Below are 13908 nucleotides of genomic sequence, written 5' to 3'. Positions count from 1 at the left end.
TAGTGGATGGCCGGGAAGATACGCATCGGGACCTTGTACGGGTCTTCGTCGGTAATCTTTTCGTACATCTGGAAGAGGTTGCCGTACTTGGCAGACACGCCTGCAACGCCCATGCGCTGGATAGCGTCGGCGAAGTCGAGATAAACGGCCTGCTTGGTGGAACCCACGCCGAGACCTGCGTCGCAAACCTGCTTGGCGTTACGGGATGCCACGTCACGCGGCACGAGGTTACCGAAGCTTGGGTACTTTTCTTCGAGGTAGTAGTAACGTTCTTCTTCCGGAATCTGGTCCGGGCTGCGAGTGTCGCCCGCCTTGCGCGGAACCCAGATACGGCCATCGTTACGGAGAGATTCACTCATCAAGGTGAGCTTGGACTGCAGGTCGCCGTGGCGAGGAATGCAAGTCGGGTGAATCTGCGTGTAGCAGGGGTTGGCGAACAGAGCGCCGCGCTTGTAGGCACGGAAAGCAGCCGTCACGTTAGAACCCTGAGCGTTAGTAGAAAGGTAGTAGACGTTACCGTAACCACCGGTGCAGAGGCACACAGCATCTCCCACGTGGCTTTCGAGTTCGCCAGTGATGAGGTTACGGACGATGATACCGCGAGCCTTGCCGTCGATCACGACCAGGTCCATCATTTCGCGACGGGGGAACATCTTCACCTTACCGGCGGCAACCTGGCGCATGAGAGCCTGGTAGGCACCGAGCAAGAGCTGCTGACCCGTCTGACCGCGGGCGTAGAACGTACGGGAGACCTGCGTACCACCGAAGGAACGGTTGTCGAGAAGGCCACCGTATTCACGACCGAACGGAACACCCTGGGCGACGCACTGGTCAATGATAAGGTTGGAGTTCTCGGCCAAACGGTGCACGTTGGCTTCGCGAGCGCGGAAGTCACCGCCCTTCACGGTATCGTAGAACAGACGGTAAACGGAGTCGCCGTCGTTCTTGTAGTTCTTGGCAGCGTTGATACCACCCTGGGCGGCAATGGAGTGTGCGCGACGGGGGCTATCCTGGATGCAGAAAGACTTGACATTGTAACCAAGTTCGGCGAGGGATGCGGCAGCAGAAGCACCGGCAAGGCCAGTACCAACCACGATCACGGTGAACTTACGCTTGTTGGCGGGGTTCACGAGCTTGAGTTCGAACTTGTGCTTGGTCCACTTTTCTTCGATGGAACCACCGGGGATTTTAGAATCAAGAATCATTAGTGGGCTCCTTAAAATTAAGCGTTAAAAGAAACTTCGACGGTGCCGACAGAAGGAATCACGTAAGAAGTCTTGGCGGCTTCCTTGGCCTTCTGCTGTTCATACTGCTGCTGGAGTTCATGAGACTTGGTGCGCAGGGCTTCCGTTTCGGGCTGGTTAGCGAGGTAGAAGGCGGCGATAGCGGTGATACCGAAACCGGCAGCAACGACAACACTGTAGATGATGCCGCAGACATCGATAATCGGGGTCCACTTCTGGTGAGCAATGCCCATGGTCTGGAAAGCAGAAGAAATGGCGTGGAACAGGTGCATGCCGATAACGAACATGCTGATCACGTAGAACACAGCCCAGAAGGGGTTGGCGAACATGTCGATAGTGGTGAGCCACATGTCGCGGACGATTTCGCCCTTGTCGTTCAGGTACAGGTAGTGTTCGCCGAACTTGAGCATCATGAGGTGCTGGATGAGGAAGCCGAGGATGAAGAGGCCGGACCAGATCATGGTGAAGGTCGCGAAAGTCTTCTTGCCCTTACGAGCGTTGACTTCGTAGTCGATTCCACCACGGGCCTTCTTGTTCTCGATCTTCAGCGTAACCGCGAGGAAGATATGGAGAGCGAAGCAAGCCACCAGGCCGAGTTCGACGAGATAGATCAGCTTAATCGGGAAGTGGAGCGGATTGAACCCGGTCAGGAACTCGGTGTAGGCGTTGTAGGACGCCTGGGCCGAAGCCTGATCGAAATTCAGAAGCTGGAAGTTACCACACATGTGGCCGAAGATGAACAGGGCGAGTGCCGCACCGGTGCATCCCATGATCTGCTTCTTACCGATGGAGGAGGTAAGATACTTGATGATCCATTGCATTGAGTTGTGTCTCCTTGAGGGGTTTTTGTTTTAAACTTAGAGGACGCAGCAAGCCTTGAGGCTCGGCATTTCGTAAGCGTAGCGTTCGTCTTCCTTGAACCAGAAGTCCAGTTCGCGCTTGGCGGATTCGGGACTGTCGGAGCTGTGCACGACGTTTTCGGTCATGGAAGGGGCAAAATCGTAGCGGAGGGTACCGGGTTCCGCCTTAGCCGGATTGGTGGCACCGTTGATGGCGCGAACCTTGGCAATGGCATTTTCGCCGCCGAGGGCGAGCATCACGGACGGGCCCTTGGTCATGTAGGCTTCGAGTTCCGGGAAGAACGGCTTTTCCACGTGTTCGGCGTAGAAACCGCGAGCATCGGCAGAGGTCATCTGGTGCATCTTCACGGCGCAGACGGAGAGGCCTGCAGCGATGTAACGGTCGATAATGCGCCCGATAAGGCCGGACTTGACGGCATTGGGCTTGATCATTGCAAATGTCATTTCCATAGTAGGTACCCTTTTTTGAAAGTATGAGAAATATAGATAATTATGGTTCTGCCTCGATCTTTTTCATCAGGTCTTCGGCGAGTTTTCCGCCCGACTTGATGTTGTCGACGAGCCAATCGACGGATTCCTTCAGTTCGCTGTTGGGGAAACGCTTCTGGAAATCTTCCAGAACCTCGAGCGCAAGCGTGTCCCTATGCAGGTTTTCGTTCAAAATGAACCCGCGGCTGAAAAGCGCCTTCTCGACATCGGGACTTTCGGGCCACATGTGCAAGAACACTTTGTATTCCATCTCGGCCTGGGCAAACTGCTCGGCTTCGGCCGCCAACTGCGCAATCTGGAAAGTCGCCTTCGCGAACAGGCTATCGTTATTCGGATTGTAATCGCGCACCTTCTTCCACATAGCGATGGCTGCGGAATAATTGTGGGCATTGGAGAGCGAATCCGCATCCTGTTCCATTTTCGCGACATCGGTCGTCGGGGACTTGATGTTGAGAGTCTTTCTCATGACGGTGACCTTCGCGGAATTCCACGATTCCGCGCGCATGCGTTCGATCTTGTCCTTACGGATCCGACGGATATTGTTGCTGAACGCCTGCTTACGCAAGTCGTCCCACGAGCGGTTCTTGTTGGCTTCGTAATTAGAGAAATACTCGTACTTCACGATATTCTGCGGGAACTGCAGGTAATCGCTGATGTCCTGTTTGGACTTCTCGAAGCTCGCCTGGGGATGAATGGGATTGCCGTTCTTTTCAAAGTAGGCCTTGAGCGAATCTTCCGGAAGGATAGACTCATGTTCAAGCATTTCGGAATAATGGGCCGTAATGTAGTTCACGCGCGTCTGATGGACAAACGCCCTGTATTCCCAGGACTGGTCGAGCTTAAGGGCGCGAGCCTCTTCCGCAAAGGAGAAACATTCGGCCAAGCTAGAAACGAGGCGGCTTCTCGTACGGTTAACCTTGGGAATCCCGGGTTCCTCGTCTAGAATCTGGAGGATATCCCTTTCCTTCACCACCGGAGCCCCGTTCCTGGAAACAAGCACGTAATCAGAATCCAAATCCAGATAGCCGAACGACTTCATCTGGTTGATCACCTCGCCCTTCACACGGTCGAACGGCTTGACTTCGGGAGGAATTTCACGAACAAGGTAAAAGACATGTCGACCAGGAGTCCTTGTCGTCGCAAGTACCGGAGAAATCGAGCCTTCGGGCTTTCCCGCGAACGCTGCGGCAAGACCGTTTACCATGCCTATCCCATACGGGAACGAGAAGCCATCCTTCACGACTCCCACATAGCCACCGTTCGCGGCAGTCTCCTTGTTCTCGCTATGCTTTGTCGCGATTTCCTTAAACTTTTCCAGACTGGTTACGGGCTTTTTGAACAACTTAGCAAGAGCGGCGGAATCTTCCATCTGCACGTGATAGACTTCGAACGCATGCGCCGTCTTGAATTCTTCCTTATGGGCTTCATAATAACCTTCCGGATTGGGAGGGACAATCTTTTCGACGGTCACCGGAAACTTTTCCCTGATAGCCTGGGATGTCGAATCTATCATGCGGCGTTTGAATTCGCCAAGGAAGAGGAGTGTGTCGTTGTTGGCCGCAGCAAGAGCCTCGGCGGAACGGGAAAGCAGCAAGGCCTCGGCCACCTTCCCACGGACATCCAGGAACTCGACACTGCCCGTAGAATCCGCGAAATCGGCCTTGTGCAGTTCGAAATAGGAACGGAGTTCGGATTCGGGGAACAGTAGACATTCAGTCGCAAAGAAACGCTGGTAGACGACCGTAAGTAGACGTGTTTCTAGGCTCTTCGAATACGCCTTCCACTGCGATTCAAGTTCAGGATGCTCGGCGACCGCCTTGGAGACAAAAGCGGACTTCGCAAAAAGTTCGGATGCGATCCGGTCTACCTGCGGACGCCCCTCTGGGTCAAGCTTCACAGCAAGGTCCAGATCTTCGGCATAAACAGTCTCGTCACCGATCCGTGCAATGACCTCCTCGCTTCCGCCAACATTGTTGCATCCCGCGAGAGCCAGTCCCAAAAGAGCGCTTAAGAAAAGAGCTTTCCTGTTCATTAAATCCTCATAGATTTGCTTGTTTTCGACAAAATATAGTCAAAAACACCCATTGCTAAGGCCAGGCGCCACACGAGAAAAAAACAACAAAAAAGCAGATTTTACGTAATTCGTTGACAATCAACGAGTTAGAGGCATTCAATCGAAAACTTTCATCAAGGAAATCTCCCTTATTTTCTATAATTATGCGCGTTGAAGAAACCGACTTCGACATTTCCGATAACCGCCGCAATAGTGACGGTGGTTGTAGGCGTTCTTGCCCTGAGCGCCTGGTTTGCGCGTATTGCGCTCATAACCTTCCTATCGAGCCCGCACACCTTCGGCGATGTAGAAATCACCCCCCACGGCTACAAGCTGGGCGGCCTCCTCACCCATTCCTGGGATTCCATCTCCGTCAAGACCGGCGAGAACACCTTCTCCGTCAGCGATCTCGACCTTGACATTACCGTATTCGGCGATTCCAGCAAGGTAAAGCTGAACCTCGGAAGCTTCAAGGCGGATATCCACAGCGGCACCCCCGAAAAAGCGGAAAAATCGGAACCTCCCGAACTATCGTTCCCCGAAAAGGCAAAATTCTACCTTCCCACCGAAATGTCCGTCGGCGAAATCGACATCGACATTGACAAGGGCGAAAAAACGGCCAAGCACTGGCAAGCAAAAGACCTGAGCGTCCGGAGCACAGGAACGCAGGCCGTAAAGGTCAAACTCGACGGCATCCAGGGGGACTTCGTGCAGGGGACCGGAAGCTTGGACGTTGCGGCGGACTTCTCGTCCGAAAACGTAAAGCTGAAAGGCAAGGTCAAGGTCGGAAAGGACGAAGTCAAGCTCGACGCGAGCACCCCGAAAACGAACATGGCAGCCGTAAAAACATCCGTGGAACTTGACGTCGCTGACCCGACCCAATGGATTCCCGTCAAACTTCCGCCCGCAGTCCCTGACATCGGAGCGGCCCATGTGAAGGCAACGGCAAGCCTCGACCCCAAAACGGGAAAACCCCGTTACGACGCCACCGTCCGAACGAGAGTCGGGGCATTCTGGCCGCTCATGGCCTGCAACGTCACGGCACGCATCAAGGGCGACGACCGGGACTACCACGTGGAGGCAGACCTCAACAACAACGAAGGCGGCCACATCAAGCTCGAAGGCGACTTCGACAACAACCTCAACGGAGAGCTCCAGGGCCGCGTCGAATACATGAGTTCCGTCTTCGGGCCACAGATGATGCCGCTAGACATGGTCATCCATTCGCTCCACAAGCAGGGCGATATCGTGGATGCGGTCATCGAGACAAGGCAGGGTTCGGCCATCGAGGCGACGATTGACCTAAGCGGCCCCCCGAGCATCAGCTTCACCGGAGACATGTCCCCCTACGAACCGTGGGCGCTGGACTGGAACTTCGGGAACCTCACCCTCAAGAACCGGTTCAACCTCGTGGGGTCATTCAACGGCAGCAAGCTACACGTGAAAGCAAAGATTCCAAATGTCGCCTACGCCTACCACATGAAAGCCGATTCGCTCGAAGTGGAACTCGACCTCGACAAGAACGGCATCGAGTTCACTAACGGCATCATCTACACGGAAAAAGAGACATTCGACTTCTTCGGCGACGTGATGTGGACGCACGAAGAACCGCACACGTCGTGGGACGTCACGCAGCGCCACGGAGGACACGCTTTCGCCTACATCACATGGACCGATTCCATCACCATCCAGGCAAATGCGGACTCCGTCGATATCACGACCATTCCCTTCGCCGATTTCTCCATCAACGGAGACATCTACGGCGAAGTTTCCGGACGCTGGCACCACAACCTGACGGACAATGTCGGATTTCTGGACGTATTCGCCGAAGGCCGTTACGAACCGTTTGACCTGCAAGGGCGAATCCAGGCGCGACAGAACGGCGACACCATCTTCATCGACAACTTCCACGCCATCCAGGACAAGAACATGGTGGAAGCCGAAGCGACATTCGTCCTTCCGAACGATTCGAACCCGGACTTCAAGCCTACCGGCTATCTGCCAGTGCAGGTGCAGCACGCATGGGCGGCGGCAAAGAACTTCAGCATTCCCATCCTGCTCGAAGCAATGAACGACTCCACACTCTCCAGCGGCATGATCACCGGCGACATCGCATACGAAGACAGCCACGGCATGCTCGGGAACATCGACATCACGAACATCGAACTGCGCAAGATATCGAAGGACCTGATCGACATCAACAAGTTGAACATATTCGCCGAAGGCGACAAGGTCGAAGTCAATTCCTACGTAAACATCGGCAAGGGCGGATGGGCTGGCAAATCGCAGATTATCATCAACAACATTTTCCAGGACAAACGCCACGTGACCGTAGACTACAGCACAGACACCGGCGGCGACCTGAACGTCGAAGGCGACATCGACTCCGCCTTCGTATTCACGGGAAAGGCGGCCGTCGCAGGTTCCTGGTTCATTCCCGGCACCACAAGCGAAATCAAGAAGACAGACCTGCAGGCTGACATCACGGCAAACATCAAGGAAGGGCTAAAGGGAATCTCGGCAAAAATCTACAGCGACTCGACATTCTTCCAGCCTCCCAAGATGACAAGGCTCGTCCCCATCAAGTTGCGGGGCTCGCTCGAGAACGGGCTTGTCGAGATAAGCGAACTTTCGACGCACAACCACGAACAGGAAACCATCAACGTTTCCGCAGCCTACAACCTCGACAGCATGACCATCGAGCGGTTCAACATATCGTCCGAACAGTTCAGCCTGAGATCCGGCCCTCATTCCATCATCGTGAGGGACGTGTCCGGAACCGTCGACGACTTCGATAACGAGATGACCATCTCCGTGAACCTTCCCTACATCCAGTACAACTTCTACGACGAGACGTTCGGCGATGGCGAAATCCAAGCTCAGAGCAACCTCGACTTCATCATGCCCCACTCCAAGGGAGACAGGCTGCAGAACAACACCATCGCAGGCAAGCTCGTCGTTGACAAGATGGTCTACCACAAGGCGCTCGAATTCCAGATTACGCCGGCTTCGCTCGACCGCATTCTCAACATGTTCAACAACTTCATCGCCAAGTTGCGTAAATCGGAAATCCAGGAAACAAAGCTTTCGACGGCAAGTCCCATCAACCTCATGATTCACGTGAACGACTCCCAGAGGGACTCCGTCGAAATCGTGACCCCGTTCGCGACCTTCCCCTTCACCTTCGACATCTGGGTGCTCGGCAACACGAACCGTCCGCTATTGCGCGGCGATGTCATCAACGCGAACACCGGATTCATCGGCGTCCAGGAACTCTACGAGTTCGAACTCAACGCCTTCAGAATTTCATGGATGGACGTCCCGTGGCAACATGGCGAAGTCGACGTATCGAGTGCGCAGAACCTCCCCTACTGCGACGACACCGGCAACCGCGAAGGAGAGACGTGCCCCATCAATTTCGACATTACGGGAACCATTACCAACCCGCAGCCGACCCCCAGTTCCAACTGCGGAACCGAGGCTAGTGCGGCGGCCACCTACTACAACATCATTCTCGGATGCATCGCCGACAACAACGACGAATCGACCGACTGGAACAAGATTGCAGGCAAGGCCATCGGCAAGGTGCTGTCTTCGACGGCGAACAAGACCCTCGGCGGCGAATACATCGGCGACATCGACATGAAGGTGATGCTGTTCAACAACAACACCACAAGCGACAAGGACTCGAGCTACTTCAAGTTGCCCATCTCGCTCGACCGCTGGGTCAAGGACCTGAGCCTCATCTTCGGCTACACGCAGGACCAGAGCGAGAACCCGACCTACGACCAGGCGCTCCAATTCGGCGTGAGCTACAAACTGCCCGTATTCAAGGATTCTACCTACTCGCACAAGAACCATATCGCACCTTCGCTCAACCTGAACGGCCAGCTCATCTCGAAGCAATACCTTACCAATACAGGTACGGGCGGAAACGAAAACCGGCTTGAGAAGAACATCGGTCTCAACTACGGCTACAAGTTCTGGAACCCGTGCCTCCTCGGCATCGGCCATTGCGAGACGGTATCGCCGGGCGAACGCAACAAACCGCTCGAGAGCAAGCAGGAGGACAAGAAATGAGATTCTTTCTAGGCATCCTTTTGCTATGTGCTACATACCTTTTCGCCGAAGAAGGCGACAAGCATCCCTGGTACGTGACCCTCGACGGCAACTCGACCTTCTCGAATTTCCAGTTGCAGGAGCAGCTCGAGATTCCCGAAGAATTCGGACAGCTCGACACCATCAAGCAAGACTTCATGATGGGACTTGCGATAGAGAACATCAAGGCCCTCTACTATTCACGCGGGTTCTTCAGCCTCGACCTCAAACTCGAAATCCAGCGCGAATTCATCCGCCCTGACAGCGTGCAGCGCGGCTACATCATTTCGTTGCGCGAAGGCGAACGCTACCATTTCGGCGGGACAACCATCCTTGTCCCGGACAGTTCAAAAATCGAAATCGACAAGAGCGCCCTGCGGACCAACAACAAGGAACGACTTTTCAACCACGACGACATCGCCGAAGACATCCAACTTATCCAGCAGACCTACCGCAAGGCGGGCTACCTGCACACATACGTGAGCCCGGCCGAACTCATCGACACCGTCAGGAAGTGCATCATCGTCGAAGTGAGCGTTAACCCTGGAGCGAAGGTCATCATGGGCAACATGATCAGTACGACCCAGAAGGTCACCGACAAGACGAACCGCAGCAAGGAAGCCGGACTTTCCGACACGGCGTGGCTATCGTCCTTGTGGAAAACGCCACAGGGAGAAATCATCGATGGTAACAAGTTCAACTCGTTCAAGAGCAAGTTGCTTTCGACACAGCTATTCACGCAAATCAAGCTGAACGACTCCCTGAGAGCCGACGGACTTTCGGATGTGCACCTCGACGTGACCGAGCGCATTCCCGGAGAAGCGAGATACGGAGTATTCTTCGAAGAAATGTACGGGTTCGGCGCCATCGCGTATGCAAAGCACAAGAACTTCTTCGGAACGTTCAACGAATTCTCGACCTCCTTCCAGATAGCGCAGAACAAGCAGGAAATTTCTCTCGGCTACGCGAACCCGCTCTTGTTCGGGACATCGTTCACGTTCATCCCGACAGCTATCCGACTGGAAGACCGTTTGAGCTTCAACCACGAAAAGATTGCCCCCCCCGCCTACCCCGACAGCATTGAAGAACGTTACGAAATCATCAACCGCGGAGACTTGACCTTCGGCATTACCGACCACATCCGTTTCCGTGGCACCATCGATACCCGATTCGTGAGCAAGAATGGCGAGGACATGTACAAGGTGAAGGGAGAAATCGCACTCACCTTCGACTACACCGATGACTATTTCAACCCCACGAAGGGCATACGTATCGCGCCCACGGTCGGTGCAGGCACCAACCTGAACGCCAACCTGGAAAAGCTGACTGTGATAGGGAACCCCTACACCTATGGCGAAGCGACTGTCAACCTCTACCGTCCGCTGTTCTGGACATTCTACGGAGCATTGAGCGGAAGCGCGGGCAAGTTCTTCGAAACAGCGCTCGAAGACGATGCGCGCGTATTTTACCAGGGTGGCAGCCGTTCGGTGCGTGGTTACCGCTTCCGCAGCATCTATACCAGCTACACTAGCACCGATGACGAAGGGAACGAAATCATCAACACGGGACTTACGCCGATGTATCTTCGAATAAACGAAGAAATCCGCTGGTCGTTCCCGTGGAAAAGCTGGAGCCACTGGCAAATCGTACAGTTCTACGACTGGACGCGCATCATGGACCAGGACAGCGAACAGTTTCCATCCAAGACAAGCGAATCGCTCGGACTCGGGCTCCGTTATCGCTGGCAGTTCCTCACGTTCCGCCTGGATTACGCGTTCAAGAAGAACCTGGACAACTGGAACATGGAAAACTTCGCCTGGGGCAGGTTCGCGTTCGACCTATCGCAGACGTTCTAGAATTTTATGCAATCAGACGGTTTCGCGGTAGAGGCGAGAGAGACTCGACTGCGCGGGAGCAACTTCGGCTTCGATTCCGGCGGCTGCAAGAATGTCGCGAATTTTTTCAGGTGTCAGAGTATTGCCGCGGACCTCTACCTTGAACGTCGCGGTTTCGCTCGCGATGTCGGCGACCCGCCCGCTCTTCAAGACGTGCCCGCGGTCGATAATCGCGAAGTCAGTCGCCTCCTCTTCCATCTCGGCGAGGATATGCGAGCACACGATGGCCGTACCGCCTTCCTGCCTGCGCCAGTCCGCAATGAGTTTCCACACCGTCTCGCGCGACATCGGGTCGAGATTCGCCACCGGCTCGTCCAGAATCAAAAGGCGCGGCGCAGGAGCCATCGCGCGAAGCAACTGCACCTTCTGGCGGTTCCCGAGCGAAAGCTTGCCCATGCGGGTATCGAGCGGCGGGAGTTCCAGGCTCTTCGCAATGCGGGCAATGCGTTCGCGGGCCGCCTGCTCATTCCACCCGGGAATGCGGGCCGCATAGAACCCCACGAAATAGTCCACGTACTCGTTTATCGAAAGTTTCGGATATACGCCCGGATTCTCGAGCAGTATACCGCAGGCAATCGGGTCGAGGAACGAACCTCGCGAACCCGAACCTGCAACCCCCTTCGCGCCAGAATGCGTATTAGACCCGCGCACGTCGCCAGCAAGTTCAATCGTGCCCGAGAATTTCGCGAAACGCCCGCACAGCAGGCGGAGTAATGTAGTCTTCCCCGCCCCATTCGGGCCCAGCAGCGCAAAGAAACTCCCCCGCGGGATTTCGATCGACACGCCCGAAAGCGCGTCCACGCCCGATTTCGGGTAACGGAACGAGACATTCTCGACTTTTACCAGCGGGTTTTCCATCGCGCGCCCCGCAAAACTACTTGCAGAATTCCTTGACCGCCTCGGCCGGGTTCTTGATGAGCGCGAAAGCGTCCTTCGTCTGGCGCACCGCCTCCATCTGCACCTTCTCGGATGCACGCTGCAGGTACTGGATGCAACGCCAGTCCGTACGCACGGCGGCAAGCTGCACCGGCTCTGTACGGTCCTTGATGCTCACGAACTCAAAAGCATGGTAGTCCTGCTTCACCGCGGCAATCACGATGGCTGCCGACGGGCGCACGATATCTTGCAGGGCATGCCAGTCGCGTTCCACGAGCGCCGCCTGGATCTTTTCGCCCATGAAGGGCACAGCCTTTACGGCTTCGGCACTCGCGCGCACCGCCTCGGCCCACAGGTCTTCGCCCGCGTTGTCAATCTTCTTCACGATTTTCCAGTCACTGCGCACCGCTGCCTTGAGCAGGTCGGGGTTCGTCACGAACTTGAGAATATTCGGGTCGCCGTTTACCGCGGCAAGGAGCGCGGGCTCGTCAAGGGCGTTGAGCGACTCCTTCAAATCTTCGCAAAGGCCGTTCTTGATGTAGAGAATCGCCTGCACGTTCTTTTCGAATGCAGCCTTCTGCACCGTTTCAGTCGGATTCTGAATTAAGCTAATAGCGTACCAGTTCAGCTTAATAGCTTCAAGCTGTTGTTCTTCTGTGGGGTTCTCAATATTCTTTATTTCGGTCCAAGACTGCATAAAACCTCGTGTTATCGAAACAAAGATAATAATAGCTATGAGGTGTGAGGTATGAGGTCGCCCGCTGTAGCGGGCTTTGAGGGAAGATCAGTGAGGTTTGAGGTCAAAGGCGACACTCAATCTTTCACACAACGGACAGACAACCCGAATTCCTTGAAGGTTCCGTTCAGGACCGCAGTCTTAGTGGGGCTGACCAAGTGCAATTTGTACGCTTGTGCGTTATTGGCGAACTCGCTATTGACCTCAGTAGAGCTCCAGAACTCCGCATAGAAGCCTTCGTAGTTGTAATACACTTCCTTGATGCCCGCAGGCAACGCAGTAAAGGAATAATCATCCGTTCCGTTGCTGCTTATACTCAAGTCACTCAAGTTTTTCAATCCATCTTTGGACTTGATGTGAGCAGGCATCGCTAAGGCCAAGCCAAAGGCCAAGCCTTTCGCACTGCTTTCCCAACCGCTAGTGGACTTGAGCTTGGTGCCTGCTCCCATCCATTTTTTTTCATTTTCCTTATCCTGTGTTCCGCCCACGGCCTTAAGCAAGGTCTCGAATTCAGCCTTGCTGGGAAGGTGCCAATCGGCGGGGCATGCACTTCTTGCCGCATTCCACGAATAAAGCCTTCCGTATTTCTGGCAGTTCGACTCCTCGTCTTTAAAGCACCAACTGCTATCCGTTTTGAAATAGAGGTTCTCCGCCATCCAAACCTGATTGCCGATTTTCACAGTCTTGTAGGTTTGACCATCGCGGGAATCAGTCATCGCTCCTACCTCAGAATTGGAGTCACAAGCGTTTATCGCAAACGACAACGCAAGCAACAGGACTATTATCAACAAACGCTTCATATACACAAATATAAAACAAAAAGCCCCCGGCTTTGAACCGAGGGCCAATTTACTTTAGCCTATTTGGTCAAAAAAGGTATTTTAGACACCACATTATACATTGACAGAATGATAAAAAGCCCCGGCGGAATTAGTCTCTAACGCAACGGACAGACAACCCGAATTCCTTGAAGGTTCCGTTCAGGACCGCAGTCTTAGTGGGGCTGACCAAGAGCAATTTGTACGCTTCAGCGTTATTGGCGAACTCGCTATTGACCTCAGTAGAGCTCCAGAACTCCGCATAGAAGCCTTCGTAGTTGTAATACACTTCCTTGATGCCCGCAGGCAACGCAGTAAAGGAATAATCATCCGTTCCGTTGCTGCTTATACTCAAGTCACTCAAGTTTTTCAATCCATCTTTGGACTTGATGTGTGCAGGCATCGCTAAGGCCAAGCCAAAGGCCAAGCCTTTCGCACTGCTTTCCCAACCGCTAGTGGACTTGAGTTTGGAGCCTGCTCCCATCCATTTTTTTTCATTTTCCTTATCCTGTGTTCCGCCCACGGCCTTAAGCAAGGTCTCGAATTCAGCCTTGCTGGGAAGGTGCCAATCGGCGGGACATGCACTTCTTGCCGCATTCCACGAATAAAGCCTTCCGTATTTCTGGCAGTTCGACTCCTCGTCTTTAAAGCACCAACTGCTATCCGTTTTGAAATAGAGGTTCTCCGCCATCCAAACCTGATTGCCAATTTTCACAGTCTTGTAGGTTTGACCATCGCGGGAATCAGTCATCGTTCCAATCTCAGAATTGGAGTCGCAAGCGTTTATCGCGAATGACAACGCAAGCAAAGCAAGAATGGCAAAAGTACGATTCATAGAA

10 protein-coding genes are annotated in these 13908 nt (G+C 54.2%); 2 read left to right on the top strand and 8 right to left on the bottom strand.

Features of this window, described 5'->3' with window-relative positions:
• The 4 genes from sdhA to B2310_RS03590 all read right to left on the bottom strand — a co-directional run.
• Positions 1-1205: succinate dehydrogenase (quinone) flavoprotein subunit (gene sdhA, locus B2310_RS03605; protein WP_290728738.1), on the bottom strand; the 1205-nt coding region annotated here is incomplete at its 3' end.
• A 17-nt stretch (positions 1206-1222) separates the two neighbouring features.
• Positions 1223-2065, bottom strand: coding sequence for a succinate dehydrogenase cytochrome b subunit (locus B2310_RS03600; protein WP_290728736.1), 843 nt, complete (start codon positions 2063-2065; stop codon positions 1223-1225).
• A gap of 36 nt (positions 2066-2101) precedes the next feature.
• The gene (gene ndk, locus B2310_RS03595) at positions 2102-2554 is read right to left on the bottom strand and encodes a nucleoside-diphosphate kinase (RefSeq protein ID WP_072797367.1); all 453 of its coding nucleotides are present in this window, start codon (positions 2552-2554) and stop codon (positions 2102-2104) included.
• A 40-nt stretch (positions 2555-2594) separates the two neighbouring features.
• On the bottom strand, positions 2595-4625 hold the full coding sequence (locus B2310_RS03590; protein WP_290728735.1) for a peptidyl-prolyl cis-trans isomerase: 2031 nt from the start codon (positions 4623-4625) through the stop codon (positions 2595-2597).
• 192 nt (positions 4626-4817) lie between these two features.
• On the opposite strand from B2310_RS03590, the gene B2310_RS03585 reads away from it, so the two are divergent.
• A complete protein-coding gene (locus B2310_RS03585; protein ID WP_290728733.1) occupies positions 4818-8726 on the top strand; it encodes a hypothetical protein in 3909 nt (1302 codons plus the stop codon).
• Complete coding sequence (locus tag B2310_RS03580; RefSeq protein WP_290728731.1) at positions 8723-10600, top strand: BamA/TamA family outer membrane protein; 1878 nt, start codon at positions 8723-8725, stop codon at positions 10598-10600. Before B2310_RS03585 ends, B2310_RS03580 begins: the two co-directional genes overlap by 4 nt.
• 12 nt (positions 10601-10612) lie before the next feature.
• Here B2310_RS03580 and B2310_RS03575 read toward each other — a convergent pair whose 3' ends face one another.
• From B2310_RS03575 to B2310_RS03560, 4 genes are all read right to left on the bottom strand, one after another.
• Positions 10613-11497, bottom strand: coding sequence for an ABC transporter ATP-binding protein (locus tag B2310_RS03575; protein ID WP_290728729.1), 885 nt, complete (start codon positions 11495-11497; stop codon positions 10613-10615).
• A gap of 16 nt (positions 11498-11513) precedes the next feature.
• Complete coding sequence (locus B2310_RS03570; RefSeq protein WP_290728727.1) at positions 11514-12212, bottom strand: hypothetical protein; 699 nt, start codon at positions 12210-12212, stop codon at positions 11514-11516.
• Positions 12213-12328: 116 nt separating this feature from the next.
• Positions 12329-13051: a fibrobacter succinogenes major paralogous domain-containing protein gene (locus B2310_RS03565; RefSeq protein WP_290728725.1), complete on the bottom strand. Its 723-nt coding sequence runs from the start codon at positions 13049-13051 to the stop codon at positions 12329-12331.
• A gap of 130 nt (positions 13052-13181) precedes the next feature.
• Positions 13182-13904 carry a fibrobacter succinogenes major paralogous domain-containing protein gene (locus B2310_RS03560; RefSeq protein ID WP_290728723.1) on the bottom strand — a complete coding sequence of 241 codons (723 nt, stop codon included), beginning with the start codon at positions 13902-13904 and terminating at the stop codon, positions 13182-13184.
• Positions 13905-13908 lie beyond the last annotated feature (4 nt).

This window comes from Fibrobacter sp. UBA3629, from assembly GCF_002374005.1.
GTDB lineage: Bacteria > Fibrobacterota > Fibrobacteria > Fibrobacterales > Fibrobacteraceae > Fibrobacter.
The sequence above is the reverse complement of the archived record's forward strand: the minus strand, read 5'-3'. Positions and strand labels throughout refer to the sequence as shown.

Coding starts and splice junctions, on each gene's coding strand:
- B2310_RS03600 (WP_290728736.1), bottom strand. CDS start 2,065: ATGCAATGGATCATCAAGTATCTTACCTCCTCCATCGGTAAGAAGCAG.
- ndk (WP_072797367.1), bottom strand. CDS start 2,554: ATGGAAATGACATTTGCAATGATCAAGCCCAATGCCGTCAAGTCCGGC.
- B2310_RS03590 (WP_290728735.1), bottom strand. CDS start 4,625: ATGAACAGGAAAGCTCTTTTCTTAAGCGCTCTTTTGGGACTGGCTCTC.
- B2310_RS03580 (WP_290728731.1), top strand. CDS start 8,723: ATGAGATTCTTTCTAGGCATCCTTTTGCTATGTGCTACATACCTTTTC.
- B2310_RS03575 (WP_290728729.1), bottom strand. CDS start 11,497: ATGGAAAACCCGCTGGTAAAAGTCGAGAATGTCTCGTTCCGTTACCCG.
- B2310_RS03570 (WP_290728727.1), bottom strand. CDS start 12,212: ATGCAGTCTTGGACCGAAATAAAGAATATTGAGAACCCCACAGAAGAA.
- B2310_RS03565 (WP_290728725.1), bottom strand. CDS start 13,051: ATGAAGCGTTTGTTGATAATAGTCCTGTTGCTTGCGTTGTCGTTTGCG.
- B2310_RS03560 (WP_290728723.1), bottom strand. CDS start 13,904: ATGAATCGTACTTTTGCCATTCTTGCTTTGCTTGCGTTGTCATTCGCG.